Origin of the sequence: Brevibacillus sp. HB2.2 (assembly GCF_013284275.1) — a bacterium.
Taxonomy (GTDB): domain Bacteria; phylum Bacillota; class Bacilli; order Brevibacillales; family Brevibacillaceae; genus Brevibacillus; species Brevibacillus brevis_D.
In genome coordinates this window covers 15,993-42,325 of the sequence record NZ_JABSUV010000052.1, presented here as the reverse complement: position 1 = coordinate 42,325, position 26,333 = coordinate 15,993, and the positions used below count along the sequence as shown (strand labels likewise).

Genomic DNA, 26,333 nt, shown 5'->3' with positions numbered 1-26,333 from the left:
AGAAATCTCTACAGAAGGAACAGCTTGTTCTTTTTTTATCTCTTTTGCTGATACTTCATCGCTCGTGCCGCAATATCCGTGCGATACTGTGCCCCATCAAACGAGATCCCCTGCACCTTCGCGTACGCCGTCTCACGCGCTTGCGCCAAATCCGCTCCTGTTGCCACGACGCCAAGCACACGGCCACCGCTCGTAACGATACCTTCCTCGGTTTCCTTCGTACCTGCGTGAAACACCGTAGCTCCCTCGTTTGCCTGACCCAGTCCGTGAATCAGCGCACCCTTTGGATATTCTCCCGGATAACCCGGCGCTGCCATGACGACACAGACAGCACTTCCTTTTTGCCATGTCACATCGACTGCATCGAGCTCACCATTGATCGTTCCGACAAAAATATCGAGCAAATCTGTTTCGAGCAACGGCAAGAGCACCTGTGTCTCTGGATCGCCAAAACGCGCATTGAACTCCACGACTTTCGGGCCTTGCTCCGTAATCATCAGACCTGTATAGAGAATGCCTTTGAACGGAATGCCATCCTTGGCCATCCCTGACGCCATCGGCTGGACAATCGTTTTGACGATCTCGTCCACCAGCTCAGCAGACATTTGCGGTACCGGGGCGTACGTTCCCATGCCGCCTGTATTCGGGCCGCGGTCATCATTGAAGATTCGCTTATGATCCTGAGAAGTAATCATCGGTTTAACCGTCTCTCCATCGACGAAAGACAACAGCGACAGCTCTTCGCCGAACATGCACTCCTCAATGACCACGCGCGCTCCCGCTTCACCAAAGACGCTTTCCTGCATAATCTGACGAAGTGCCTCTTCCGCTTCCTCCACCGTTTCTGCGACAACGACCCCTTTCCCCGCTGCCAAGCCGTCCGCTTTGACAACGATAGGAGCGCCCTGCTCTCTCACATACGCACTCGCCGATTCGTAATCCAGAAATGATTCATAGGCAGACGTCGGAATCTCGTAGCGTTTCATTAAACTTTTCGCAAAAGACTTGCTTCCCTCGATCATTGCCGCTTTTTGGTTCGGGCCATAGATCGGCAGATTGCGCTCCTGGAAAAAGTCTACAATCCCCGCCAGCAAAGGATCTTCTGGGCCAACGACAGTCAGATCGATTCCCTCATCCTTGACGAATTGAACCAGTGCAGCAAAATCATGGACACCGATCGGTACGTTTTGAGCGATTTGGGCGGTGCCCCCATTTCCTGGCGCACAGTATACCTTTGTCACTTTAGAGCTTTGCAACAGCTTCCAGGCAATCGTGTGTTCTCGACCGCCGCCACCGACCACTAATATTTTCATCGTATTTCCTCCTGTGTGAGAGGTAATCCACTCTTTCATACGTGTTAAAAAAGCGAAAGTTACTCCCAAATAGCCTCTTTTAGTGCTTGAAATGACGCGTGCCGGTAAAGATCATCGCAATGCCTGCTCGGTTGCAAGCATCAATCGATTCTTGGTCGCGAATGGAGCCGCCTGGCTGGATGATAGCGGTAATCCCTGCTTTGGCTGCCGCTTCCACGGTATCTCCCATCGGGAAAAACGCATCTGAGGCCATAACCGAGCCACTTGCCAATGCACCTGCTTGCTCGATGGCGATTTTCGCTGCCCCAACGCGGTTCATCTGTCCTGCGCCCACGCCGATCGTCATATTGTCTTTTGCCAAGAGAATCGCGTTCGATTTGACGTGCTTGACGACCTTCCACGCGAATTTCAGCTGTGCCAGTTCCTCTTCCGAAGGCTTGCGGTCTGTAACCACTTGAATCTCGTTTTCTTCGAGCTGCTTGTAGTCGAAGTCTTGAATGAGTGCCCCGCCTGCAACAGGAGCCACGCGGAACAGATTGTCCACTTTTTTGGCTGGTTCATTCAGCGCAGAAATACGCAAGAGACGCAGGTTCTTTTTCTCAGCCAGAACAGCCAACGCCTCGTCGGTGAAGTCTGGTGCGATAATAATTTCCAAGAAAATCTCTTTCATCGCGAGTGCGGTGTCACGGTCAATCGGGCGATTTGCTGCAACGATCCCACCATAAATAGAGACAGGGTCTGCTTCGTACGCTTTTTGGTAAGCGGCGCGAATATCAGTACCGATCCCTACTCCACACGGGTTGGAGTGCTTGATCGCAACGACAGCAGGTTCAGCGAATTCGCGTACAATCGCCAACGCTGCGTCTGCGTCATTGATGTTGTTATAGGAAAGCTCTTTTCCTTGCAGTTGGCTCGCATTCCCGATGCTCAACTGATCCGATAACGGCTCACGGTAAAATGCCGCACGTTGGTGTGGATTTTCCCCATAGCGTAAATCCTGTGCTTTCTCGTAAGTCACGGTGTAGCTCTCAGGCAGCAGTTCACCCACCTGCTCACTCAAATAGCGAGAGATCAAGGCATCATAGGCAGCTGTATGACGGAAAACTTTTGCTGCCAGCTTACGACGGGTTTCTAGCGTAGTATCGCCATTTGCTTCAATTTCTTCTGCTACTTTTTCATAATCGGCTGCATCGACCACGACACTGACAAACGCGTGATTTTTCGCAGCAGAACGCAGCATTGTTGGTCCACCAATATCAATATTCTCAATGGCATCTTCATATGTCACGTCTGGCTTCGCTATTGTTTCCTTGAAAGGATAAAGGTTCACGACAACCAGATCAATGGTCTCAATCCCAAGGTCTTTTAGTTGCTGCACATGTGCTTCACTGTCCCTTACAGCCAAGAGGCCGCTGTGGATATTGGGATGCAACGTTTTGACGCGACCGTCCAAAATTTCTGGAAATCCAGTCACTTCAGAAATGCCAATAACGGGAACTCCCTCTGCTTTTAAAAGAGAAGCCGTACCCCCGGTAGATATGATCTGTACCCCGGCGGCTACCAATCGACGGGCAAACGGAATCAATCCTGTCTTGTCAGAAACGCTGATCAACGCTTTTTTCACACTCACGGATAGAACCTCCTGAATTTTAGTGAAAACATGAGTAACTATTGACCAAAACACGAACAATACTTCTATAGTATAAAATAATTGTACGCTATTATCAATAACTTCGTCAGGAAAACAAACACAGCCGCCCATGCCTGTTCGGCACTTGCGACTGCATCACATGTATTTGCTTTGATGAAATTATCGTTTTTTCTTGCCTTTGCCTGATAACCTTTTGATGCGATCTGTCAGAGAGACTGATTTGCCTTTGGCAGTCGCCCTGATTGGCTTGATTGGCTTCTTCGACTTGCGGCTTTTCGCCTTTACTTCTTTGGGCATTAAGTCCCCTAGCTCTTCCATGGAGATGGAATTGCCGTCCTTTACACGATCCCTGACGCGCTCTTTCGTCTCCTCTGGCACTTCGAATCCCATATTTCCCAGCTCATCGAGCAGCGCATCTACATTGGCTCCGCCCTTCGGCATTTTTTCCGCGAGCTTCATAATATCGTTAAGCGTCCATTGCCGCCCTGTTTTTTGGCTTAGCTTATCGAGCAAGTTCGAAACAAAATCTCCGCTCAAGTCGGCCCCTCCCTTTGTGGGAATATCCTTCTTTATTACTGTATGTCACAAGAGTTGATTTGGTTTGTCATGATTCGCAGAGGATGAATAGCAGCAAAATAGGGTGAGTCGGTCATGTTAGAAGCCGACACCGTCTGAAAGGACATGAATAACATGTATGAAGGACGAGAAAGCAAGATGGTTTTTATTTTCGAAAGGGGGGGAACGTTTTAATGGACAGTAGTCCAAGTTGCGGAATGAATAACTGCAATCAAGATTGTGTACGGAGAATTTTCCGGCCTTGTGGCGCTGCGGCATGTTCCCCATACCTTATTTATCATTCTCCCTTTTTATGGGACGAGTGTATGTAGATATCTATATGCAGACATGCTTGCGCAACATGGTCGTATCCCTCCGATCCTTCTTTGCGAAAGGATGAGAAAACCATGTTGAACATTTACAAAACGAATACCCTCGGAAAAATAGAAGAACTGCAACAATTTGAAAAAGGCTGCTGGATTCATCTGACCGATCCTTCTGAGCAAGAAAAGCAACAAGTCGTCAGGGAGTTGTCGATTGACCTTCATTTTTTACAGGATGCCCTTGATGACGAAGAAATCGGACGGATCGACAAGGAAGGGAACCGCGTGAAGCTCTACGTGGACATCCCAGTCTCCACGAAAGAAGCGACGAAGGAAAACTATACGACGGTTCCATTGGGAATCATGGTGACGGAGGATTATATCTTAACGGTTTGTCTGGTAGAAACGGCTGTCATGAATGAGTTCGTCCAAGGAAAAGTGAAAAGCTTTCACACGCACATGCGAAACCGGTTCGTCCTGCAAATTTTGTCAAATACGTCGCATGATTATTTGCATTACTTAAAAAAAATCAACAAGCAGACAGAAACGCTGGAAAAATCGTTGCGACAATCGACGAAAAACAATGAACTGCTTACTTTGCTTGAATTGCAGAAAAGTCTCGTCTATTTTTCGACGTCCCTGGAAACGAACAGTCTGTTGATCTCCCTGCTTCGGAGCGGCAGTTATTTGAAAATGTACGAGGAAGATAAGGCGCTGCTGGAAGAAGTAAAAATCGAAACCAAGCAGGCCATCAAAATGACGGAAATCTATACCGCCATTTTAGGGAACATCATGAATGGCTTTGGCTCCGTCATCTCCAATAATCTGAATCGCGTATTGAAGCTGTTGACCGCCATTACTATTGTCATCACGTTACCTATGGTGATTGGCACCTTTTACGGGATGAACGTCGGGCTTCCTTTTCAGGATCATCCGCACGCATTCACAATCATTATGATCATGTCCACCGCCATTACGTCCGTAACAGCCCTCCTGTTTTGGAGAAAGAAGTATTTTTAAAACGGATGACCAAAAAACCGACATCGTAAAAGGATGTCGGTTACTGCTTTCTCTCTCGATTCACGTCAGCTGGACAAGCCTTCCTTCCAGCTTCACTCTCTCTTCTGCTAAGTAGCCAATGACCTTCACCAAAAGCTCATGCTCCACAGCATGGATGCGAGCCGACAAGGTCTCAGCCGTATCTGCTTCTTGCACTGCTACGGGAATCTGGGCAATGATCGGCCCTGTATCCAGACCGGCATCAACCAAATGTACCGTTACCCCCGTTATCTTTACCCCGTATGCGAGTGCCTGACCAACCGCGTCTTTTCCAGGGAAAGCAGGCAAAAGTGACGGATGCAGATTGATGATTTTTCCTTCGTAGGATGACAAAAGAGTGTCGCCCACCAATCGCATGTAGCCTGCCAGCACAACCAGCGATATATCGCGTTTTTGGAGCTGTGCCACTATTTCCTGCTCAAAAGCAGCCTTGTCTGCATACTCCTTCGGTTGAAATACAAAGGCGTCGATTCCTAAACGCTCTGCCCGTTCCAAAACCTTGGCGCCGGGCTTGTCGCACACGAGTAAGGCAACTTCTACACCTGCGAGCCTGCCGTCCTGTACAGCCTGCACGATCGCTTCAAAGTTGGAGCCGCTGCCTGAGGCGAAAATGGCCAGCTTTCTCACCATTCCACCCCGTTGTATACGACTTTGCGCTCTCCCGCTTGAATATTTCCGATCAAATACGCCTGTTCTCCCAGCTCTTGCAGCTTTTCCATCACACTCACTGCGTCTTCCGGCTTCACGACAAGCATCATGCCAATGCCCATGTTGAACGTTTTGTACATATCCGGGTAAGAGATGTTCCCCGCCTCTTGTACCAGCTCGAAAATTGGCAGCACAGGCCAGGAACCAACGTTGATCACAGCCTGCATTCCTTCTGGAAGCACGCGTGGAATGTTTTCAGTAAAGCCGCCGCCTGTGATGTGTACCAGCGCTTTCACTTCATGTGACGCAAGAACGGATAGCACTTGCTTCACATAAATGCGGGTCGGTGTCAGCAGCTCTTCGCCGAGCTTTTTGCCCAATACGTCAACATGATCATGCAGGGACATGCCTTTGTCTGCCAAAAGAACCTTGCGAACGAGCGAGAAGCCATTGCTGTGCACGCCGCTGGAAGCCAGACCGATCAGTACATCGCCTGCCGCCACGGAAGCCCCCGTAATCATTTTGCTCTCGTCCACGACACCTACGGTAAAGCCTGCGATGTCGTATTCGCCTTCTGCGTACATGCCAGGCATCTCGGCAGTCTCCCCGCCAATCAGCGAGCAGCCGGACTGGGAGCAGCCTTCCGCGATCCCTTTGACAATCGCTTCGATTTTTTCCGGAATGACCTTGTCTACTGCCAGATAATCGAGGAAAAAGAGCGGCTCTGCGCCTTGAACCACTACGTCATTGACGCACATAGCGACCGCATCGATGCCGATTGTATCGTGTTTGTCCATGGCAAAAGCGAGCTTTAGCTTGGTTCCAACCCCATCTGTGCCGGAAACGAGAATCGGATTCTCGTATTTTTTGGTATCCAGGCGAAACAGCGCTCCGAACCCGCCCAAATCAGTCATAACTTCCGGGCGGAATGTTCTTTTGACGTGCTTTTTCATGCGCTCGACGGCTTCGTTGCCCGCATCGATGTCTACGCCAGCTTGTTTATATGCTTCACTCATCGTTTCTCCCCCTAGCAAGAGGTGCTTGTATTAGCATTTGAGCGCAGGTAGCGCTTCTTCGAACTCAATCTCTGTCGGATATTCTCCGTTAAAGCATGCGAGGCAGTGTCCTCTATTAGGAGCCGAATCGGTGCGGCCAATTGCATCGATCATTCCTTCAATAGACAAGAACGACAGCGAATCAGCCTCAATGATTTGACGAATTTCCTCTACGGATTTGGTTGACGCAATCAGTTCCTCACGCGACGAGGTGTCTATGCCGTAAAAGCAAGAATTCATAACAGGCGGAGAGCTGATGCGCACATGCACTTCTTTGGCGCCAGCTTCACGCAGCATGCGGACGATCCGATTACTCGTCGTACCACGAACAATGGAGTCGTCAATCATCACGACGCGTTTGCCTTCCACTACTTTGCGAACCGCAGACAGCTTGAGATAGACAGCCCGCTCACGCAGCTCCTGACTCGGCTGAATGAAGGTACGACCGACATAGCGGTTTTTGATTAAGCCGATTTCGTACGGAATTCCTGTGGCTTCCGCAAATCCGATAGCAGCAGAGATACTCGAATCCGGTACACCTGTGACGACATCCGCATCAATCGCGGATTCCAATGCCAGCTGCTTGCCCAGACGTTTGCGCGCCATGTGGACGTTGATTCCGTCGATGTCGCTATCTGGTCGGGCAAAATAAATGTATTCAAACGTACAAATTGAACGCTGTGTCGTTTCTGTATGCTTGCTCTCGGTAATGCCATTCTTGTCGATGACGATCAGCTCACCCGGTTGCACGTCACGCCAGTACTGCGCGCCAATGATATCGAACGCACAAGTCTCGGACGCGACAGTGATCGCATCTCCGAGACGTCCCAGTGACAGCGGACGCAAGCCATTCGGATCGAGGGCGATCACGAGCTGGTTTTCGTTCATGACGAGAAGCGCATACGCTCCCTTGATGTATTGCAGGGCGTCCTTTACCGCTCCTGGCAAATCCTTGCACTCAGAGCGGGCGATCAGGTGTGCGATCACCTCAGTGTCACTGGTCGTCTGAAAAATGGAGCCCTTTGCTTCCAGCTCTTTTCTAAGCACAGCGGCATTTACGAGATTCCCGTTGTGGGCAACTGCCATGCTGCCTTGTGCATAGCGGAAAAAGAGCGGTTGGGCGTTTTCAATCTTACTCGAACCAGCAGTCGTATAACGGGTATGACCAATTGCGATATGACCACTAAACTTCTCCAAATCGCCCTTGCCAAAAGCCTCTGACACGAGACCCATTCCGCGGTGCTTATACCATTTCTCGCCGTCGGAGGCGCAGATACCTGCGCTCTCCTGACCGCGATGCTGAAGGGCGTGCAGACCCAGATAGGTCAATTGGGATGCTTCTTTGTGGTTGTAGATGCCAAAAACGCCGCATTCTTCATTCAATTTGTCCCAGATTAACCGATCAAACATGGAATCGCATCCTTCCAGGCTGCTTTCACCTCTTGAGTCGAAGCGTTGATCGCTTCTGTACCGTTCACATTCACTACCAGACGATCGCCGCCGACCGTACCGATGTTTTCAGCAGGTACGCCAAGTTCACCTGCCAATGCGAGAATCGCCGCCGCTTGCTCCCCAGAAGCACTGAGCAAGATGCGAGATTGAGATTCACTGAACAAGAGCGCATCAGTACGCAGCTCAGACGTAAGCGCCACCTGTGCACCGACGCCTTTGCCGAAGCAAGATTCAGCCAGTGCGACACCGAGACCACCTTCGGACAGATCGTGTGCGGAGTTCACCAGACCTTGGCGAATCGCTGTGAGAACCAGCTTTTGTACGACCGCTTCCTTAGTCAGATCGATTTGTGGAGGACGTCCGGAAATGCTGCCCGTAGCCATCTTTTGATACTCACTACCGCCCAGCTCAGCAAAGGTCTCGCCCAACAAGATGATCGCGTCGCCTTCGTTTTTGAAATCCTGGGTCGTAATATGGTCAACATCAGTGATCAAGCCGACCATTCCCACCGTTGGGGTTGGATAGATCGCGTCACCGCTGCGTTCATTGTAAAAAGATACGTTTCCGCCGATGACCGGAGCATCGAGTGCTACGCACGCTTCGCTCATGCCCTCGCACGATTTTTCAAATTGCCAGAACACCTCAGGCTTTTCCGGACTTCCGAAGTTCAGGCAGTCCGTAATCGCCAGCGGCTCTGCACCGGAGCAGACGACGTTGCGCGCAGATTCTGCAACCGCAATGGCACCGCCCACTTTTGGATCGAGGTACACATAGCGACCGTTGCAATCTGTACTCATAGCAAGGGCCTTGCGAGTACCGCGCACCATAACAACAGCAGCGTCAGAACCAGGCTTTACAGCTGTGTTTGCACGCACGATATGATCGTATTGCTCATATACCCACGCTTTATTCGCCACGGTTGGTTGAGCCAGCAAGCTTTTCAGCGTACCATTCAGATCTTTCGGTTCTTGGATCGCTGCCAACACATCTACATTCGCGTTTGCTTCGTAGTAAGCAGGCACCGCAGATGGACGATGGTACACAGGCGCGTCGTCAGCCAAGCTGTCTACTGGCACCTCTGCTACTACCTCACCTTGGTGCAACAAGCGCAGCTTGCTGTCTTCGGTTACTTTGCCCACGACAGCGGACGCCAAACCCCATTTGTCAAAAATCGCAATCGCTTCTGCCTCTTTGCCTTTTTCCACGACGACGAGCATACGCTCCTGAGACTCAGACAGCATCATTTCGTATGCAGACATGCCTGCTTCGCGTTGTGGCACCAGATCCAGGTTCATCTCGATTCCGTTCCCTGCCTTGGATGCCATCTCGGAGCTAGAGCTCGTCAAGCCAGCCGCTCCCATGTCCTGAATCCCGACAACGATACCCGTGTCGATCAGCTCCAGGCACGCTTCCAGCAGGAGCTTTTCCATGAATGGATCGCCAACTTGTACGGCCGGGCGTTTTTTCTCGGACTCTTCTGTGAGCTCCTCGGATGCGAAGGTCGCCCCGTGAATACCGTCACGCCCCGTACTTGCACCAACGTAGATAACAGGGTTGCCGATACCGGACGCTACCCCTTTTTGAATCTTCTCGTGGTCGATCAAGCCGACACACATGGCGTTGACAAGCGGATTGCCTTCATACGTAGGGTCGAAATTCACTTCGCCACCCACAGTCGGAATCCCGATGCAGTTCCCGTAGCCTGCAATACCTGCAACGACGTTTTCAAACAAATATTTGACACGTGGAGACTTGAGCTCCCCGAATCGAAGCGAATTGAGCAGTGCAATCGGACGTGCGCCCATCGAGAATACGTCACGGATGATACCGCCCACGCCAGTCGCAGCCCCTTGATAAGGCTCGATCGCTGATGGGTGGTTATGGCTTTCGATTTTGAAAACAACCGCCTGATTGTCTCCGATGTCGACAATACCCGCACCTTCCCCAGGTCCTTGCAAAACGCGAGGTCCTTTTGTCGGGAAACGACGCAGGACAGGCTTGGAGTTTTTGTAGGAGCAGTGCTCCGACCACATAACGCTGTACAGACCTGTCTCCGTCCAGTTCGGCTTGCGGCCGAGAATTTCTACGACACGCTGATATTCTTCGTCAGTCAGACCGATTTCTTTGTACAGTTTTTGATCGGCAATTTGTTCGGCTGTCGGTTCTTTATGCGTGAGTTGTGACACTGTTCTGCTCCCTCCAAGTCTTCAGGATCGAGGTAAACATGCGGCGTCCGTCATCGGAAGTCATCCAAGAGTGGACGGCACGCTCCGGGTGAGGCATCATGCCAAGTACGTTTCCACGTTCGTTGCAAATGCCCGCGATGTCTTCCAGAGAACCATTCGGATTCTCGCCATGATAGCGGAAAACGATTTGTTTGTTCGCTTTTAGCTTCGCCAGCGTTTCCTCATCACAGTAGTAGTTTCCTTCGCCATGCGCGATCGGAATTTGGATAACTTCCCCTGCCGCGAAATCACTGGTAAAGGAGGTATCGTTGTTTTCCACACGTAATTCGGACAGCTTGCAACGGAATTTCAGTGAACGGTTACGCAAGAGTGCTCCTGGCAACAGTCCAACTTCGGTCAGAATCTGGAAGCCATTGCAGATTCCCATGATCAGCTTGCCTTCTTCTGCTGCCTTCACCACTTGCTCCATGACGGGTGAAAAACGAGCGACCGCACCACAGCGCAGATAATCTCCATAAGAGAATCCGCCTGGCAAGAGAATCGCATCATATTTAGAAAGATCCGTATCGGAATGCCATACGTAATCCACAGGCACTCCCATTACGTCTTCAACTGCGTTAAACAAATCAACGTCGGCGTTCGAGCCTGGAAAGACGATAACGGCTACTCGCATATCCTTAGCCCTCCACGATATCAAAGCGATAGTCTTCTACCACCGTATTGGCCAACAGCTTTTCGCACATTTCACGTACACGCTCTTCGGCTTGCGCACGGTCAGAAGTGTTCAATTCCAGCTCCATGTACTTCCCGATGCGTGCATTGTTTACTTCATCAAAACCCAAGGTGTGCAGAGCACCTTTTACAGCGTGTCCTTGCGGGTCCAAAACACTCTCGCGCAATGTTACATAAACAACAGCTTTAAACATGTACGTCTCCTCCTAGTCTCGTAAGCATTTCTTTGTAAGCTTCCTCCACATTACCCAAATCGCGGCGGAAGCGGTCTTTGTCGAGCTTTTCATTCGTTACCGAATCCCAGAAACGGCATGTATCCGGGGATATTTCATCGGCGAGGAGAATCTCCCCGTCCGCTGTTTTTCCGAATTCCAGTTTGAAATCGACCAAGGTAATGTTGCGCTCGCGCAGGTAAGGCACGAGGACCTCGTTTACAGCAAGACCCATGCGCTCCAATGTCGCCTGGTCACTCTCGCTTGCAATCCCCAACACTTTGATATGGGAGGCATTCACCAATGGATCTCCCAGTGCGTCATCCTTGTAGTAAAACTCGACAACGGGCTGCGGAAGCACAGTTCCTTCTTCCATGCCAAGACGCTTGGCCAATGAGCCTGCTGCGATATTGCGAACGACTACCTCCAAAGGGATAATCTCCACTTTGCGAACAACTTGCTCTGTGGCGGACAGCAGACGGACAAAATGGTTGTCGATGCCCCGCTCCTTCAGCATGGTGAAAAAGATTGCCGTAATGCGGTTGTTCAGCTCACCTTTTCCGGTGATTTGCGCCCGTTTCTCTCCATTAAATGCTGTTGCGTCGTCTTTGTACTCTACCCAGTACTGATCAGGCAAAGATGTCCGATAAATACGTTTCGCCTTACCTTCGTAGAGTTGTTCCTGTTTTTCCACCGTAGGAGTCACCTTCCCAGTCAAAAAGGTTGAGTTTTGGTTAATTCACGAACGTTTCAACTACATTAAAACACAAACATACGCATTTATCAACGAAAAATGCTGGAATAGACTTCGACAAATGTTCGGGATTTACATTATATTTTCACACCTACATTCTTTAACATTCGTTTACATACCCTTCATACTAGCTTTATTATAACAGCCGAGAAGACTCCCACTTCTAAGCCTTGCATAGCTTGGCGAAAGTGGGGGATGAATCGGCGCTACGAAGGAAGGACCTCTGCTTTTTGGTTGTTCCCCAATCTTTCGTAGAACGTACGTTCCTTTTGTGGTAAACTTTTCATGGGAGGAGGTGAATCATGATGCTACGTAAAAAATCGTTTCAGTTTCGCATTTTTCCCAATCATGAACAAGCAGTACTCATCGAGAAAACATTGGGTTGCAGTCGATTTGTGTTCAATCGATTTCTGGCACGTTGGAACGAAACCTACAAACAAACAGGCAAGGGGTTAACCTACCATTCTTGTTCTGCTCAACTACCGCAGTTAAAAAAGGAACAGCCTTGGCTCCAAGAAGTAGACAGCACAGCCCTTCAATCTTCCCTCGACAACCTCGCAGATGCTTTCTCACGATTTTTCAAGAAACAAAATGAAGTCCCATGTTTTAAAAGTAAGAAGAATAGAGTCCAGTCATACACTACGAAACATACGAATGGAAACATCAGAATCGACGGTAATCAAATCAAACTGCCGAAGCTTGGCTGGGTGACATTTGCAAAATCCAGAGAGGTAGAAGGGCGGATTCTAAATGCAACGGTTAGACGGAATCCAAGCGGGAAATATTCTGTTTCGGTGCTTTGTGAGGTACCTTACTCTCCGTATATTCCTGTTGGAAAAGAGAAAACCATTGGTATTGACCTGGGTCTCAAAGATTTTGCTACGTTTTCCACTGTGGAAAAGATCAGGAATCCCAAGTACTTTCTTCTGTATGAAAAGAAACTGAACCAATGGCAAAGGAAACTTTCACATAGGCAAAAAGGCGGGAAAAATTACGAAAAAGCGAGAAGAATAGTAGCCATCTTGCATGAAAAAGTAGCCAACACCCGAAACGACTTCCTGCATAAACTGTCCACCCGACTGATTCACGAAAACAAAGTGATCTGTTTGGAGGATTTGCAAGTAAACCACCTGATCAAAAATCAAAAGCTGGCCAAAAGTATTGCCGATGCGTCATGGTCCACTTTTCGCGCCATGTTGACATACAAAGCCGAATGGTATGGACGAACACTCTCCTTTGTCGGTAAACAATTTCCTTCCAGCCAACTTTGCTCCACACCAAACTGCGGGAACCGCAGTAAAGATGTCAAGAATCTGAACTTGCGAGAATGGACATGTTCGAACTGCGGGACACAGCATGACCGTGACGAGAATGCCGCGATCAATATTGAGCGAGAAGGACTTCGTTTGTTGTGTCTCACAACTTAACTGTCGGGACGACAGGGATAGCTTGGCGCATTTCACTTCGGTAGAAGTGACTACCCAAGAATCCCCCACCTCCAAGCAGTAGCGTAGGTGGAGGGAGGGTTCAAGATAAACTTGTCAGTGGTATAACCAATACGTGAAAGAAGGAATTTCAGATGTTTCCATTTGAAGTGTCTTTTCCTACCAAAATTTACTTTGGCATAGGCGAACTGGAACGTTTGGGCCAAGAAGCAAAATCATTAGGCCAAAAAGCATTGCTCGTTACAGGCGGCAATGCTGCCAAACGTACAGGACTTTTGGACCGCGCCAAGGCTCTGTTGCAGGAAGCTCAAGTGGCGTATCTTGTTTTTGACAAAATCGAACCGAATCCGCGTACGGCAACGGTTGATGCCGGAGCTGCGCTTGCGCGTGAGCATCAGTGTGACTTCATTCTGGCTATCGGTGGCGGCTCCGTAATGGATGCCTCCAAAGCGATTGCGGCAGCAGCCGTTTCCGGACGCCCGATTTACGATTACATGCGGGGAAATCCGAGCGGTTCTGGTCAATTACTGGTACCCGTTCAGGAAGCACTGCCGATCATGACCGTCCCGACAGTAGCCGCTACTGGTTCGGAAGCAAACCATATCAGCGTCCTGACTCATTGGGACACGCATGAAAAATCTTCGATCAACGGTCCAGCACTTTACCCGAAGATTGCCATTCTCGATCCGTCTGTCACCTTTACCGTTCCGGCTCGCGTCACAGCAGAGTCTTGCGCCGATATCTTTTCCCATCTGTTTGAAAACTATTTGATCAGCGCGGAAGGGACCCACGTTCAGGACGGGATTTCCGAAACACTCATTCGCCTCGTCGTCGAGCACTCCATCACAGCGATCCAGCAACCAGACAACGCAGAAGCACGATCCACCCTTTTATGGGCGAGCACATTGGGCATCAGTCCCTTCGCTGCTGGCGGTCGCGGTGCTGGCATGCCTTTGCACGGAATTGAACATCCGCTGAGCGGAATCTACGATATGGCTCACGGTCGTGGACTGGCGATCCTGTCCCTTCCGTATTTCGAACAGGTGATATTGCTAGATCGTCCCGAGAGACTAGCCCGTATGGGACGTCATTGTTTTGGCGTTACGGTGGAGAACGAGGACGAAGCAGCACAAGCAACGATTGATGCCGTTCGCCGTTGGTATGAGCGTATGGGGATCACAGAACGTCTGTCTGACTTCGGTGTGACCAAACAATCACTGGCCCAAATGGCTGAGGAAGCCGTTCGCATTGGCGGACGCGGAATCGGGTATCTGCCTAGCTCACGAAAATTGAATGAATCCGATGTAATCGCGATCTACGAGGCTTGCCTGTAATGGAAGCATCAAACACACTGGCGAGCCTACGCTCAGTTATGTAATAATACAAATTAATCATTAATCAAAATTATTTTACTACGGAGGTTACCACCATGGCAGATCCACGCATTAATGAACTGGCAAGCCGTCTCGTCCGTTACTCACTCCATTTGCAAAAAGGCGAAAAAGTTCTGATCGAAAATACAGGCCTGCAACCTGAACTCGTTCGTGCACTTGTGCGTGAATCATTTGCAGTTGGGGCTCTGCCTTTGGTCACCTTAAAAGACCAGGAAGTCATGCGTGCACTCTATCAAGGCACGAGCGAAGAACATATGGCTCTGATGGCAAAATACGAGTATGACCGGATGAAGGACATGGACGCTTACATCGCCATCCGCGCCTACGACAACATCAACGAGTATGCCGACGTACCGGACGACAAAATGGGCATTTACGCTCGTGTCCTGTATCAACCTGTACATACGAACGAGCGCGTTCCGAACAAACGCTGGGTTGTACTGCGCTACCCAAACAAGTCGATGGCACAGCTGTCCAAAATGAGTCTCGAGAGCTTTGAGGACTTCTACTTCTCCGTCTGCAATCTGGACTACGCGAAAATGTCCGCTGCCATGACTCCGTTGAAAGAGCTGATGGAGCGCACCGATCGTGTACGCATCGTCGGCCCAAAAACGGACCTGCGCTTCTCCATTAAAGGAATCAATGCCATCAAGTGTGACGGCAAACGCAATATCCCGGATGGCGAAGTATACACCGCTCCTGTACGTGATTCCGTGGAAGGAACGATTTTCTACAACGCGGCATCGATCTACAACGGCATTACCTTCAATGATGTTCAGTTCACTTTCAAAGAAGGCAAAATCGTGGAAGCGACCAGCTCCAATACTAAAGCATTGAACGACATCCTCGACACGGACGAGGGCGCACGTTATATCGGAGAATTCGCGATCGGCTTCAACCCGCACATCCTCCACCCGATGCTGGACATCCTGTTTGACGAAAAAATCGCGGGCAGCTTCCACTTCACGCCAGGGAATGCTTACACAGTAGCAGACAACGGAAACCGCTCCTCCGTTCACTGGGACTTGGTCCAAATCCAACGCCCTGAATACGGCGGCGGCGAAATCTGGTTTGACGATGTGCTTATTAGAAAAGATGGGCGCTTTGTGTTGCCAGAGCTGGAAGGCTTGAACCCGGAGAATTTGATTTAAACGAAATGAATGAAAAAATGGGTTAGGGAATGAGTTCCCTAGCCCATTTTCTATTGTTCAGAGAAAATAAAGTGTTAGTCTGGCCTGGTCTAGGATTGGTGAGTGTCCAACTCCACCCTCTCAATAAAACAAGAGATATTCCCATTAATCCTACCAAATTTTACGAGTTTCTTTCACCGGTGAATCTCTGTTATTCTAGGTCATGCCAGACAAAACAGCCGAAACTTCCTCTTGAATGGAAGTGCGGGGGAGCTTTTTTACTTGCAGATGAGAGATCTGCATGGGGTGAATCGCCAAAGTGCGTAGGGTTGTTTCCTCAATCCGAATCCGTCAACTAACCTCGTAGGCCAAAAAAAGGAGACGATGTGAATATGAAACGCCTTGGTACTGTTGCAATTGCTACATTAGGATTGGGATTTGTTCTCTCCGGCTTTTCTAACACAGCTTCTGCCGCTACCACATGTCCGCAATACGGATATCAACCATATATGCAACCTGTCCAACCGCAAATGCAAGCACCTTACGCAGCACCAGCGAATCAACAGCAGCCAGCTCAACAGCCAGTAAAACAAGCTAACCAACAAGTGGATGCTTCCTCTGTTGGGAAGCAAGTAACTGATTTGGTAAACCAAGAGCGTGCAAAAGCAGGTCTGAAGCCAGTGGAACTGGATGCTTCCCTGAACAAAGTTGCACAAGCAAAAGCGGCTGATATGTCCAACAACAACTACTTTGACCATACAAGCCCTACGTATGGCTCTCCATTTGACATGATGAAACAATTCGGAGTATCTTCTATGACCGCGGGTGAGAACATCGCCATGGGTCAACGCACCGCTGAGGAAGTCATGAACCAATGGATGAACAGTGAAGGACACCGTCAGAACATCATGAATCCTTCCTTCACCAAAATCGGTGTAGGCTTTGTGAATGGATACTGGGTACAAGAATTCATCGGATAATGAAATTGGATATAAATGCCGAGTCCTCTAGCGGGGACCCGGCTTTCTTGTTTTTTTTCAGATATTGTCAATTCTTTTCTTCATCCACCGATTCCGCACCTTCTCGAATTTTTTCTACAACTTCTTCAGATTTGAGTTGCCTGTGCGAAGGAAGTTCTAAAAAAGTAGAAGCACGTCGATCGAGCCACAAGCTTTCCTCACCTTCCCTATCAGTTGCAACGAAGATAAACCCACCTGCATAACTAAAGTACGTAATGTTTACATCTTCCCCGAGTGTATTTTTCATGTTCTCGTAAAGGTCAAACAATTCAGGGCCACTTTTTTCACCACCAGCCATGATTGGCTCTGTATCTGTTGCTAAAACTATACCTTTTACTTCATCCCCTTCCATAATGAAGGAAAGTTTTTCATCCGTTGAAGATAGTAGTCCTTGCATATTCGTATCGTTGTATTTACGTATTTTATCCGCTTCTGGTAAAACAGCTCCCTGAATTGAAAAATCCGAAAGGGTTACATTACTACTCAATTTGCTTAAGGATTCATTCCCTTGGTTACGTGCCTGTTCCATCTTTTTATATGCGTTTAGCGCTTCCTTATCCCCTTGGTTAATGGCCCCAGCCCAAGTAGCCAATGATATTCCAGCAACAATTACCGCACCTATCAATGTCCATGTGTATTTATTCATAACTCCCCCAAAGTTAATTCATTTCGTTATAGGAATATTCTACCAGGTTTTGTAATCTCTATGAATTATGCAATAAAAAAATGGAGACATTGAAGCGTCTCCATTTTTTATTTTTGCCATCATTTCATCCGTACGGCAGCCTGACCTCAAAACACGTACGAATCAAATCACTTTGGACAGAAATCGTTCCCCGATGCTTCTCGACGATATTTTTTGCAATAAACAAGCCGAGTCCTGTTCCTCCCCCTTGATGCGTTCGCGCTTTGTCGCCTGTAAAAAACATTTCAAAAATATGCGGCAGCGCCTCCTCAGGTATCTGGTCGCCGTAATTCATGATTTGCACAACCACTTCATCGCCCTCGCGATAAGCGTTCAAATCGACAAATTGACCATCGCCCCCGTAGCGTATCGCGTTGGTCAGAATGTTCTCAAATACGCGCGCCAAAAGCTCCCCATCTCCCACGATCACTAATTGGGCAGCAACCGTACACCGCGCGACGAGCTCATTTTTCTCAAAGGAAGGATACATCTCCTCATTTAACTGGACAAGCAATTCGCTCAAATCAATGACCTTTTGCTCGATGGTAACCATGCCGTAATTCATTCTCGTAATTTCGAATAGCTCATCAATCAGCTTTTCCAATCGATGCGACTTGGTAAAAGCAATTGTCACATAATGCCGCATCTGTTCTTGTGTCATCTGCTCATCTTGCAAAATGAGATCGAGATAACCCAGAACAGATGTCAGTGGTGTACGCAAATCATGCGCCAGATTCAAAACAAGCTGATCCTTGCTGCTTTCGGCGAAATCCCCTCTTTCTACCGCCTTTTGTAGCATTTCGCTTGCTAGATTGATGTCCTTGGCGATTTCTGCAAACTCATCATTGGATGGAATATGGACATGCCGCGTAAAGTCTCCACTCGCGAGATAATGAATGCCCGTAGAAATCTCCCGAAAGTAGCCAGCATACCGTTTGGTCAGGAGATAGAAAAACAAGATCGCAATGGGAGCAAAGACAATCAAAAAGAAATTGATATCCCCCATCTCCCTGATGAAATAGCGCACCTGGGTGAGTGGATCTTCGTACTTAACCCCCACCCGATAGTAAAACTGGAGCACTTTATAGAGCAGATAGGTTACGATACCGGCCAGAAGCATGCCAAACCCAAGAAGCCCAAGCATTTTGAAACGAAAGCTATGTCTCCCCTTCGCCATGGAAAAAATGAACCACTCCCTATACTCGTTTTCGTCCAAAGATCAATCATGATAGACTCTTTTAACCCGTTCTCCCAAACGGCTTACCAGCTCGTTCGTAATGGTTTTACACGATTGGGCCATTTCCTCGGCAGTGATCTCCTCCTCTTGATCTCTGCCAATAAAGGTCACAACCTCCCCTCTTTGCACCTCTTCCATATCTGAAATATCTACAATGAGCTGATCCATGCAGACAAAGCCAATAATCGGTCGCCTTTTTCCTCTAATCAAGCAGGTAGCCCCCACTTGTGACAGCATGCGCGGAACCCCATCTGCATATCCGATAGATACGATGGCAATCTTACTTTCCTTCTGCGCTATGTGGGCGCGTCCGTAGCCCACGGGTGCTCCTTTTTCCACCTGTTTCACCTGCACAACTCTTGCTTTTAGTGATAGCACAGGTCGTAGGTCGACGCTTGTTTTTACCTTGTCTCCCTGCTTGCTCAACATCCCGTAGAGAGCGATCCCCATCCGAGCATAATCGTATTGCAGCTCCCCGTAATTCAGCACGCCGTAACTGCTTTGGACGTGCAGCTTCTGTGGATTGATCCCCTTTTCTTTCAGCTGTTCGATCACTTTTTGGAAACGGTCGATTTGATTTTTCGTGTATGCAATATCCGAAGCTTCCAAACTGTCAGCCACACTCAAATGCGTAAAGGTACCGCATACCTGCAAATGCTTATATCGATACATAGCCGCTATTTTTTCCGTGTATTCCCAAGACTCCCCGAGTCTCCCCATCCCCGTGTCGATCTTGATATGAACAGGGATTTTCACGTTGTAGCCATTCAGTGTTTGGGCATATTCGTCATCTACTACGGTTTGTGTCAGTTTGAAACGGGCGATCTGGCGTATCCGACGCTCATCGGTATAGCCAAGCACCAGAATCTCCCCTTTTACGCCCTTCTTCCTTAGCTCGATTCCTTCATCGATTGTGGCAACGGCGAAGTGATCAATCCCGAGCTTGTTTAAGAACCTCGCAATTTGCCATCCGCCGTGGCCATATGCCTGCGCCTTAACGACTGCCATCATCGCACAATCCTTGGGGAGAACCTGCTGGATTTCCCTGACATTATGTTGGAGATGCGGGAGATGGATATCAGCCCATGCTCGCCCAGTTTGATCCGGTTTCCCACCTCGAAAGCGCTGGATCGCCTTCATCGCCATCACTGAAAGAACAAAAGACAGCACTGTGACCAGCGTAAAATACCCCTCATACACATTCACAGGAAGATAGAGAACGATCGAAAGCAAATATAGCTTTCCTACTTTCCATAAAAACTGCTTTAGCATAGACGCATTTCTGTTGCGATCTGAGCCAAGCTTTTGCATGAAGAAAAAGCCTGTGCACATAAAGAAAAACGGAACTGCCACCCTGGCTATTGTTTGTCTCAGTGTGAAGTCCGCCCATTCACTTATGGATAGCAGTGGAAAAGTATGGATGGCGATAACAAGAATCGCTGCAATGATTCCGAATCGATCCAGCCCGCCATACTGCTTTTCACTACCCACGTTCATTACGTGCCTCCTGATGAAATACCGTAATGATAAATCCATCCACGTTGTTGCCCGATATTTCGTAGCGCTCACCAGCCACAACCGGGATGTGCGTAACTGTATCGGTAGCTTTTACATAGTAGATTTCAATGCTCTCCTCATCTACTCGCAAATGCTCCTGATGGAATTCGTAGTTTTTCACATACTCGATATACTCTTCCAAACAAAGCTGAAGCTTTTCCATCAACACAGCATGCGGATAGCCCACATACCGAAAATGCCAAGGCTCATCCGAAATCCCTGTATGCTGTTCTTTGTCTTTGTCGTAGCGTTTGATAAACCCATATTGACTAGCGTGCTGTCGAAACATTCGGCATACGCCGTGATCGGGAAAAGAAGGGCAAATAAAATCGATTACTTCCTTTTTCTCCCCTACATCTATCGCAAGCCCTGTCTGATGCTCGCTTTCATTCGGACGCGCTACAAATTTACTGGTAAACACCTGTCCATTTTCGAGCAGGGATTGATCATAAATATCCGTTTGTTCCGCCTTACTGCGAAAACCACTGACAGGCACGATTGCATTTTCTGCGTTGCAGGCTTTCAGCAGCTTGGCAAACATCTTTGCAGCCGTATTTTCCATCATCATATTGTTGTGCGCTCCATCAATCAGCCGCATGCGGTTCAGCAGAATACCGTCGTCTGTTTGCCGGCGGATTGGGTACTGACGATTCACCAAGATCAGATGACCGTGATGCAGATTGTCGCTGTTCAACGTAACCGTAAAGACGTGAGGTTGTGTCATCAGTTAGTCCTCCTCCAACGCTAGCATAATCAACGTATCAAGAAGCTCCTTATAGGAAATCCCCGCAGCACGCAGCATGCTTGGATACCTGCTCTTCGAGGTAAAGCCGGGGATCGTATTCACTTCGTTAAACACGATATCCCCGTCTGGTGTGACGAACATATCCACGCGAGCGAAGCCACGACAGCCAAAAACCTGATAAAGATGGGTCGCTGTTTGCTTGATTTTATGAGCGAGCTCTTCGTCAATTCTTGCTGGGACATGGATATGGGCAGTCTCCAATGAATACTTTTCAGTATAATCGAAGAAGCCTTGGAGCAATTCGATCTCATCCACTTCCCCCACAATGACCTCACGATTTCCCAGTACCGCGCAGCCCACCTCAAATCCTGTGATGTTTTCCTCGATGACTACCTTGTCATCATGCTGGAGGGCGTTTTCTATCCCGAAAAACAATTCTGATAGGCTGTATGCTTTCGTAATCCCAATGGAGGACCCTGCCTTTGCCGGTTTGACAAACAAAGGAAATCCCAGTGGTTCGGTGGCAGCTTGAACAGTTGCCAGATCCGTATTTGGATAAACGGTAACGGATCTTGGCGTTTTGATACCGGAGCTTTCCGCCAACGTGTGGGCGATATCCTTATCCATACAAATCGCAGAGGATAGCGTGTGACAACCGACAAAAGGAACTCCGGCGAGCTCCAATAGCCCTTGCACTGTTCCATCCTCTCCGTTTTTGCCATGCAAAATCGGGAACACCACATCAATCTTCGTGACCGTCATGGCACCGTTCTCCTGTGTAACAATTCCCCGCACCTGTCTGCAAGGAGAGAGAAAGGCAGGCACACACTTCTCACTTTGATGCCAACTGTCATTCCGAATGCTTTCGATGTTGCCGGTATATCGCAGCCATTGCCCTTCCCTCGTAATTCCTAGCAAAATCACCTCGTACTTTTCCAGACACAAGCTCTCCAGTACCGAACTCGTAGATTTTAGCGATACTTCATACTCCGAGGAGCATCCCCCAAACAAAATTGCGACAGTCAATTTCTTCATTAGATTCACTCCTTCTTTTCTTTAGTTCACGTAGCTTGTTACAATCACGCCGCCTATGTTGTCACCCGAAATCTCATAGTTGCTCGAAATCGGTACTTTGATCGTCATCTCTTCATCGACAGGGTAGTAGTTAATTTCGTAAATCTTCCCATCGTTTGTCACGGAGATACTTCTTTTGTCTTTTAGATAGTCCAAGTATTCTTCCAGCGAAAAGTTATTCTCCTTCATGATCGCGCTATGCGGCAAGCCGACATATCGGAAATGCCAAGGCTCGAATACCGTTCCTGTAATGGCTACCTTGTCTTTCGGGTAGCGCAAAATAAAACCGTATTTCCACGAATGATCTTCCAGCCACTTGCCTTCAGGGGCGTGCTCCATTTTCATTTGCGTCGATCCAATATCCAGCGCGGAACCTACATTGTGTTCGCTATAACCGCTTGGCATCGCGATCGCTGGCCCCATTTCTTCATACAGCTTCTCTTGTTCTTCCTTACCTCGATAACCGCTGTTCAGGATAAAGTGGCTCACGTTATCTTGCTGCGCAGCTTTGACCATCTCCAAGAATACTTTAGCTACACGCTCCGACACTTCGAGTCTATGATCGAGCAAAGTATAGCCTTGTAACAGTTCTTCATGCTCAGACAACCGAACCACATCGTTTTTTACCCCTGCCTCATGAACCGGATAGTCTTTATTGACCAAGAGAAGGTCTCCCTGATAAATTTGATCTTTTGTTATTTGTATCGATTGGTACTCCACACCGGTAGCCTCGCCTACTGTTTCCATATGCCCCCCAACATTAGGTGGCCTTTCTGTTATTTTTTGGAAGACGATATATCCAAACAGCGATAAAATGACAAGCCAAAAAACCCTCTTTTTCATTCACAGCTTCCTCCTTCACTTACACATCTAGGATAGGGAAAACTGTTAAAATAAAAAGTAGGGTAAATCTAAAATAATTTTAAAGATGTCCAATCATTTTTATAAAGTTGCTTAGCTGGATAGAGAGGAGGTCAGTAGCCTAATATGAACAAAACAGACCGTCTGTTGGCAATCGTTCTGGAATTGCAGCGAAAAGGTACGTTGCGTGCAGAAGATTTGGCCGCGACTTTCGAGACGAGCGTCCGGACGATTTATCGTGATATGCAGGCATTGAGCGAAGCAGGCGTCCCTATCGTTGGGGCACCGGGTCAGGGCTACTCGTTAATGGAAGGGTATTTTCTTCCACCTGTCAGCTTTTCCGTAGAAGAAGCCGTTGCACTTTTGATCGGAGCAGACATGGTCGAGCAAGCATTTGACCAAAACTTTGGAAATAGCGCAAGAGCCGTACAACGCAAAGTAGAAGCGATCCTTTCTGCGGATGTAGGCGAACAAGCCAGACGTATCCGTTCAACCTTTCGCCTCGTAAGCCCCAAAGTAAACAATCTGCGCGAACAGGAAAAAGCGCATGCGCAGCTCCTCCACGATGCGATCATTAGTGAGCGGAAGGTGCGGTTCCGCTATCGGAGGGGCACGCCTGGGGAGGGGGACGATCGTGAAACAGTTCGTGATGTTGCTCCATATGGTCTCGTGCTGGTTCGTGGTTCTTGGACACTGCTCGCTCATTGCGATCTGCGACAGGATATTCGTAGATTCCGCCTGTCCCGCATGAGCGGCCTGATCGTTTTGGAAGAGCGCTTTATCCTCCCTGACGATTTCCATTTTGCTGATTACAAGCCTCTCGACGATCGGTACTTGGAGGTGCAGATCGTCATCAGCCCAACTATCGCTGATCGGGTAAAAGAATCGGGCAATTTTTTTATCGAAGAGATTACGGAGCAGCCGGACGGCTTTCTCGTTAGATTGCTCGTCAGACAAATCGAAGAAATATTGTCTTGGGTACTTGGGTTAGGGGCAGATGCGGTTGTTCTTACGCCTGAATCCTTGCGTAGCCGAATACGCGAAGAAGCCCAAAAATTATTCGAACGCTACTGACATACTGCTGTCAGTAGCGTTCGAATATGATAAGAGCAAGAAACCAAGAGGAGCTGATTCGCCCATGAATACAAAAGAAATCGTAACCAAATTCGAAGACGTGACAAACCACTACCTGCATGAATTAGAGGGCTTCACCATGGAACAACTCTTGCAAAAGCCAAGTGAAGAGGAATGGTCGATCGGTCAAATGTACCTTCACTTGATCCAATCTGCGCGGTATTTTCATCTGGGAAATGTCGAGAAGTGTAGACAAGGAGGTCCTGCTGTCACAGAAGCAGGTGCCCAAAAATCCGAGATCGGGCAGACGATATTTGCTCAAGGTTCCTTTCTTCCCGTTCGCGTGAAAGTCCCTGCCTCTCCTGAGTACACACCTGCACAACCAGAGAGTAAGGAGCAATTGCGTGATGGACTCATCAGCGTGCTCGCACAAATGAAGGAACTGGAACCAACTCTGGACGAAATTCCTGTTCATCACACGGTGGCTCACCCAGCCTTCGGTTCGCTTGCCGCAAAGGAATGGTTTGCCGTGGTAGAAATGCACTATCGCCATCACCTGCTCCAGCTCAACCGACTGAAGGGTTAGTTTTTTTCTCCAAACATCCCCGCAAGCTTTTGATAGGTCGGCGGAAACTCTGCTTGATAGCGCAAGAAGGACGGGATCGGATAGCGGATTCCGCCTTTTTGCGTTCCCACTAATCCCTCCACCAGCTCGGCGGCATCGCGAAAATGAAAACTGAAGGCCATCTCATGATCTTGTGTCTGGGCAAACAATCTATCACCATAACACGGTACGATCACTTGCGGCTGTCCCGTCTGGATCGGCTTGATCGCGATGTCCGCACAGTCGGCCCGGCTAGAAAAGGTAGAAGGAATCGATCCACCGCGCTTGTACAGCATCCCCGCCACCAATCGCATGACCTGTGCCGCATTGCCGTAAATCACGACGACATCTGGCTCAATCTGTGCCCGCTCCAGCGGAAACGATACGTAGTAGCCGCTTTCTTCTGCCGAAAATTTCGGGACATCCAGCTCGCTTTTCGCCCCATTTTCCAATGAATCTGTATACATCCCACAGGCGAGATGACCCTCTGTATAAAACGCCGGCTGCTCTTCATACCCAAAAGCCACCTGCGCGATCGGACAGGACAGATCGGCTCCATTCATCGCGATACTCCAGCCATAACGCCGGGAAAAACCGACAGCTTGGCAAATAGTAATCGGATAACCCAGATCACGGACAGGTCGCTTTGCCTTTGACGGCAGGGCGGCTTCTTCTTTTTGGATGCTAACTCCCACAGGAAAGGTCTCGGTCCTCACATACATTTGAAGCGCTTGATTCAGCTCGATGGCGTTCATTCCATTCTCCCCCTCGTTTTTCACATTCACCGCTTATACTCGGAATCTTTCGTCTTTTTTACCCAAAGTCCTGTCACTCCCTGCATTTTTTCCAAGCTTACAACATCGTAAGGTAATGGAAAGGTTTATCGATAGGGAGTCGAAACGATCCCTGTTAGGATAAAAGAAGACACACGTATTACTTGAGATGGCTGGAGGGTTCACAATGAAAAAGTTGGCATGGCTGGGCACGGTGCTTCTCGTCTTTCTGTTAATGGGATGCTCCTCCAGCTCACCAGATACAGTGCAAGGGCTCGGAAAAGAAGAAGCGGGGCAGATCGCTGCCGCCGCTGTTAGACAATATTATCAAGTGGATGTTGATACGACTGATCGGGAAATCACGCTGGAGGACCCAGCCAATTCGGTATACAGAGGTGTACCTGTTCACGCCATACTAAAACGCGAGCCTGTGAACGGCGATGTCCATGGCTTTCACGCGATCATCGAACCGAGGTCAAAGCAAATCCTTTCCCTGTCGATTGACGTTATTGGAATAAACGGAGAAATAGCGACAAAAACGATGACAGAAGCAGATTTGGAAAAGACGGCATCTGATTTCATCCGCTCGAAAAACCTGCTTGCGGCAAACAGCTTCCAATTGGTGAAAGCTTCTGACGCTCATTCCAATGACGCCAAGCGTTACTTTTATTACACAGATGGCCTAAATGACGTGGCAATCGGAGTGGACCCGGGCCTGAAACAGGTCGTTACGTTCACGTATGATTGACGCACCCTAAACCTTACCCTTTCCATTTACAGTGGGTTCTCCGTTGC

25 protein-coding genes and 1 riboswitch are annotated in these 26,333 nt (G+C 48.7%); of the genes, 8 read left to right on the top strand and 17 right to left on the bottom strand.

Going from position 1 to position 26,333, the window contains the following annotated elements; translation table 11 throughout:
* Positions 1–35: 35 nt before the first annotated feature.
* From purD to HP401_RS34840, 3 genes are all read right to left on the bottom strand, one after another.
* The gene (gene purD / locus HP401_RS34850) at positions 36–1,313 is read right to left on the bottom strand and encodes a phosphoribosylamine--glycine ligase (RefSeq protein ID WP_173607208.1); all 1,278 of its coding nucleotides are present in this window, start codon (positions 1,311–1,313) and stop codon (positions 36–38) included.
* A gap of 79 nt (positions 1,314–1,392) precedes the next feature.
* Entirely contained in the window at positions 1,393–2,943 is a 1,551-nt protein-coding gene (gene purH / locus HP401_RS34845) for a bifunctional phosphoribosylaminoimidazolecarboxamide formyltransferase/IMP cyclohydrolase (RefSeq protein ID WP_173607207.1), read from the bottom strand.
* 180 nt (positions 2,944–3,123) lie between these two features.
* Complete coding sequence (locus HP401_RS34840) at positions 3,124–3,501, bottom strand: hypothetical protein (RefSeq protein ID WP_173607206.1); 378 nt, start codon at positions 3,499–3,501, stop codon at positions 3,124–3,126.
* 425 nt (positions 3,502–3,926) lie between these two features.
* Here HP401_RS34840 and HP401_RS34835 point away from each other — a divergent pair, with 425 nt between their 5' ends.
* Positions 3,927–4,862, top strand: coding sequence for a magnesium transporter CorA family protein (locus HP401_RS34835; protein ID WP_173607205.1), 936 nt, complete (start codon positions 3,927–3,929; stop codon positions 4,860–4,862).
* A 60-nt stretch (positions 4,863–4,922) separates the two neighbouring features.
* Here HP401_RS34835 and purN read toward each other — a convergent pair whose 3' ends face one another.
* Genes purN through purC form a run of 7 tightly spaced genes read right to left on the bottom strand, consistent with a single transcriptional unit; the run spans position 4,923 to position 11,880 of the window.
* Entirely contained in the window at positions 4,923–5,531 is a 609-nt protein-coding gene (gene purN / locus HP401_RS34830; RefSeq protein ID WP_173607204.1) for a phosphoribosylglycinamide formyltransferase, read from the bottom strand.
* A complete protein-coding gene (gene purM, locus HP401_RS34825) occupies positions 5,525–6,565 on the bottom strand; it encodes a phosphoribosylformylglycinamidine cyclo-ligase (protein ID WP_173607203.1) in 1,041 nt (346 codons plus the stop codon). Before purM ends, purN begins: the two co-directional genes overlap by 7 nt.
* 30 nt (positions 6,566–6,595) lie before the next feature.
* A complete protein-coding gene (gene purF, locus HP401_RS34820) occupies positions 6,596–8,014 on the bottom strand; it encodes an amidophosphoribosyltransferase (RefSeq protein ID WP_172141846.1) in 1,419 nt (472 codons plus the stop codon).
* The gene (gene purL / locus HP401_RS34815; protein WP_173607202.1) at positions 7,999–10,242 is read right to left on the bottom strand and encodes a phosphoribosylformylglycinamidine synthase subunit PurL; all 2,244 of its coding nucleotides are present in this window, start codon (positions 10,240–10,242) and stop codon (positions 7,999–8,001) included. Before purL ends, purF begins: the two co-directional genes overlap by 16 nt.
* Entirely contained in the window at positions 10,223–10,915 is a 693-nt protein-coding gene (gene purQ / locus HP401_RS34810) for a phosphoribosylformylglycinamidine synthase subunit PurQ (RefSeq protein ID WP_173607201.1), read from the bottom strand. Before purQ ends, purL begins: the two co-directional genes overlap by 20 nt.
* A 4-nt stretch (positions 10,916–10,919) precedes the next feature.
* Complete coding sequence (purS, locus tag HP401_RS34805; protein WP_007717324.1) at positions 10,920–11,168, bottom strand: phosphoribosylformylglycinamidine synthase subunit PurS; 249 nt, start codon at positions 11,166–11,168, stop codon at positions 10,920–10,922.
* On the bottom strand, positions 11,161–11,880 hold the full coding sequence (purC, locus tag HP401_RS34800; RefSeq protein ID WP_012684340.1) for a phosphoribosylaminoimidazolesuccinocarboxamide synthase: 720 nt from the start codon (positions 11,878–11,880) through the stop codon (positions 11,161–11,163). Before purC ends, purS begins: the two co-directional genes overlap by 8 nt.
* Before the next feature lie 362 nt (positions 11,881–12,242).
* Here purC and tnpB point away from each other — a divergent pair, with 362 nt between their 5' ends.
* From tnpB to HP401_RS34780, 4 genes are all read left to right on the top strand, one after another.
* Positions 12,243–13,367, top strand: coding sequence for an IS200/IS605 family element RNA-guided endonuclease TnpB (tnpB, locus tag HP401_RS34795; RefSeq protein ID WP_173607200.1), 1,125 nt, complete (start codon positions 12,243–12,245; stop codon positions 13,365–13,367).
* A 152-nt stretch (positions 13,368–13,519) separates the two neighbouring features.
* On the top strand, positions 13,520–14,719 hold the full coding sequence (locus HP401_RS34790; protein ID WP_173607199.1) for an iron-containing alcohol dehydrogenase: 1,200 nt from the start codon (positions 13,520–13,522) through the stop codon (positions 14,717–14,719).
* A 95-nt stretch (positions 14,720–14,814) separates the two neighbouring features.
* Positions 14,815–15,930, top strand: coding sequence for an aminopeptidase (locus HP401_RS34785; RefSeq protein ID WP_012684337.1), 1,116 nt, complete (start codon positions 14,815–14,817; stop codon positions 15,928–15,930).
* Between the two features lie 206 nt (positions 15,931–16,136).
* Positions 16,137–16,294, top strand: a riboswitch (cyclic di-AMP (ydaO/yuaA leader).
* A gap of 7 nt (positions 16,295–16,301) precedes the next feature.
* Complete coding sequence (locus HP401_RS34780; protein WP_173607198.1) at positions 16,302–16,889, top strand: CAP domain-containing protein; 588 nt, start codon at positions 16,302–16,304, stop codon at positions 16,887–16,889.
* Between the two features lie 67 nt (positions 16,890–16,956).
* Here HP401_RS34780 and HP401_RS34775 read toward each other — a convergent pair whose 3' ends face one another.
* The 6 genes from HP401_RS34775 to HP401_RS34750 form a co-directional block, all read right to left on the bottom strand.
* Entirely contained in the window at positions 16,957–17,574 is a 618-nt protein-coding gene (locus HP401_RS34775; RefSeq protein WP_173607197.1) for a hypothetical protein, read from the bottom strand.
* A 124-nt stretch (positions 17,575–17,698) separates the two neighbouring features.
* Positions 17,699–18,790, bottom strand: coding sequence for a sensor histidine kinase (locus HP401_RS34770; protein ID WP_173607196.1), 1,092 nt, complete (start codon positions 18,788–18,790; stop codon positions 17,699–17,701).
* 42 nt (positions 18,791–18,832) lie between these two features.
* Positions 18,833–20,347, bottom strand: coding sequence for a serine racemase VanT catalytic subunit (gene vanT / locus HP401_RS34765; protein WP_217366235.1), 1,515 nt, complete (start codon positions 20,345–20,347; stop codon positions 18,833–18,835).
* Positions 20,334–21,131 carry a M15 family metallopeptidase gene (locus tag HP401_RS34760; protein ID WP_173607195.1) on the bottom strand — a complete coding sequence of 266 codons (798 nt, stop codon included), beginning with the start codon at positions 21,129–21,131 and terminating at the stop codon, positions 20,334–20,336. The genes vanT and HP401_RS34760 overlap by 14 nt, the downstream gene beginning before the upstream one ends.
* A 3-nt stretch (positions 21,132–21,134) precedes the next feature.
* The gene (gene vanG / locus HP401_RS34755; protein WP_173607194.1) at positions 21,135–22,187 is read right to left on the bottom strand and encodes a D-alanine--D-serine ligase VanG; all 1,053 of its coding nucleotides are present in this window, start codon (positions 22,185–22,187) and stop codon (positions 21,135–21,137) included.
* A gap of 21 nt (positions 22,188–22,208) precedes the next feature.
* The gene (locus tag HP401_RS34750) at positions 22,209–23,069 is read right to left on the bottom strand and encodes a M15 family metallopeptidase (RefSeq protein ID WP_173607193.1); all 861 of its coding nucleotides are present in this window, start codon (positions 23,067–23,069) and stop codon (positions 22,209–22,211) included.
* Between the two features lie 144 nt (positions 23,070–23,213).
* Between HP401_RS34750 and HP401_RS34745 the strand changes: the two genes are divergently transcribed.
* On the top strand, positions 23,214–24,161 hold the full coding sequence (locus tag HP401_RS34745) for a helix-turn-helix transcriptional regulator (protein ID WP_173607192.1): 948 nt from the start codon (positions 23,214–23,216) through the stop codon (positions 24,159–24,161).
* 64 nt (positions 24,162–24,225) lie between these two features.
* Positions 24,226–24,747 carry a DinB family protein gene (locus HP401_RS34740; protein WP_173607191.1) on the top strand — a complete coding sequence of 174 codons (522 nt, stop codon included), beginning with the start codon at positions 24,226–24,228 and terminating at the stop codon, positions 24,745–24,747.
* Here HP401_RS34740 and HP401_RS34735 read toward each other — a convergent pair.
* On the bottom strand, positions 24,744–25,520 hold the full coding sequence (locus HP401_RS34735; protein ID WP_064201845.1) for a DUF169 domain-containing protein: 777 nt from the start codon (positions 25,518–25,520) through the stop codon (positions 24,744–24,746). The genes HP401_RS34740 and HP401_RS34735 overlap by 4 nt on opposite strands.
* Positions 25,521–25,725: 205 nt before the next feature.
* On the opposite strand from HP401_RS34735, the gene HP401_RS34730 reads away from it, so the two are divergent.
* Positions 25,726–26,286, top strand: coding sequence for a putative periplasmic lipoprotein (locus HP401_RS34730; protein ID WP_173607190.1), 561 nt, complete (start codon positions 25,726–25,728; stop codon positions 26,284–26,286).
* Positions 26,287–26,333: the final 47 nt, after the last annotated feature.

Coding starts and splice junctions, on each gene's coding strand:
- purD (WP_173607208.1), bottom strand. CDS start 1,313: ATGAAAATATTAGTGGTCGGTGGCGGCGGTCGAGAACACACGATTGCC.
- HP401_RS34835 (WP_173607205.1), top strand. CDS start 3,927: ATGTTGAACATTTACAAAACGAATACCCTCGGAAAAATAGAAGAACTG.
- purN (WP_173607204.1), bottom strand. CDS start 5,531: ATGGTGAGAAAGCTGGCCATTTTCGCCTCAGGCAGCGGCTCCAACTTT.
- purM (WP_173607203.1), bottom strand. CDS start 6,565: ATGAGTGAAGCATATAAACAAGCTGGCGTAGACATCGATGCGGGCAAC.
- purF (WP_172141846.1), bottom strand. CDS start 8,014: ATGTTTGATCGGTTAATCTGGGACAAATTGAATGAAGAATGCGGCGTT.
- purQ (WP_173607201.1), bottom strand. CDS start 10,915: ATGCGAGTAGCCGTTATCGTCTTTCCAGGCTCGAACGCCGACGTTGAT.
- purS (WP_007717324.1), bottom strand. CDS start 11,168: ATGTTTAAAGCTGTTGTTTATGTAACATTGCGCGAGAGTGTTTTGGAC.
- tnpB (WP_173607200.1), top strand. CDS start 12,243: ATGATGCTACGTAAAAAATCGTTTCAGTTTCGCATTTTTCCCAATCAT.
- HP401_RS34790 (WP_173607199.1), top strand. CDS start 13,520: ATGTTTCCATTTGAAGTGTCTTTTCCTACCAAAATTTACTTTGGCATA.
- HP401_RS34785 (WP_012684337.1), top strand. CDS start 14,815: ATGGCAGATCCACGCATTAATGAACTGGCAAGCCGTCTCGTCCGTTAC.
- HP401_RS34780 (WP_173607198.1), top strand. CDS start 16,302: ATGAAACGCCTTGGTACTGTTGCAATTGCTACATTAGGATTGGGATTT.
- HP401_RS34775 (WP_173607197.1), bottom strand. CDS start 17,574: ATGAATAAATACACATGGACATTGATAGGTGCGGTAATTGTTGCTGGA.
- HP401_RS34770 (WP_173607196.1), bottom strand. CDS start 18,790: ATGGCGAAGGGGAGACATAGCTTTCGTTTCAAAATGCTTGGGCTTCTT.
- vanT (WP_217366235.1), bottom strand. CDS start 20,347: ATGAACGTGGGTAGTGAAAAGCAGTATGGCGGGCTGGATCGATTCGGA.
- HP401_RS34760 (WP_173607195.1), bottom strand. CDS start 21,131: ATGACACAACCTCACGTCTTTACGGTTACGTTGAACAGCGACAATCTG.
- vanG (WP_173607194.1), bottom strand. CDS start 22,187: ATGAAGAAATTGACTGTCGCAATTTTGTTTGGGGGATGCTCCTCGGAG.
- HP401_RS34750 (WP_173607193.1), bottom strand. CDS start 23,069: ATGAAAAAGAGGGTTTTTTGGCTTGTCATTTTATCGCTGTTTGGATAT.
- HP401_RS34745 (WP_173607192.1), top strand. CDS start 23,214: ATGAACAAAACAGACCGTCTGTTGGCAATCGTTCTGGAATTGCAGCGA.
- HP401_RS34740 (WP_173607191.1), top strand. CDS start 24,226: ATGAATACAAAAGAAATCGTAACCAAATTCGAAGACGTGACAAACCAC.
- HP401_RS34735 (WP_064201845.1), bottom strand. CDS start 25,520: ATGAACGCCATCGAGCTGAATCAAGCGCTTCAAATGTATGTGAGGACC.
- HP401_RS34730 (WP_173607190.1), top strand. CDS start 25,726: ATGAAAAAGTTGGCATGGCTGGGCACGGTGCTTCTCGTCTTTCTGTTA.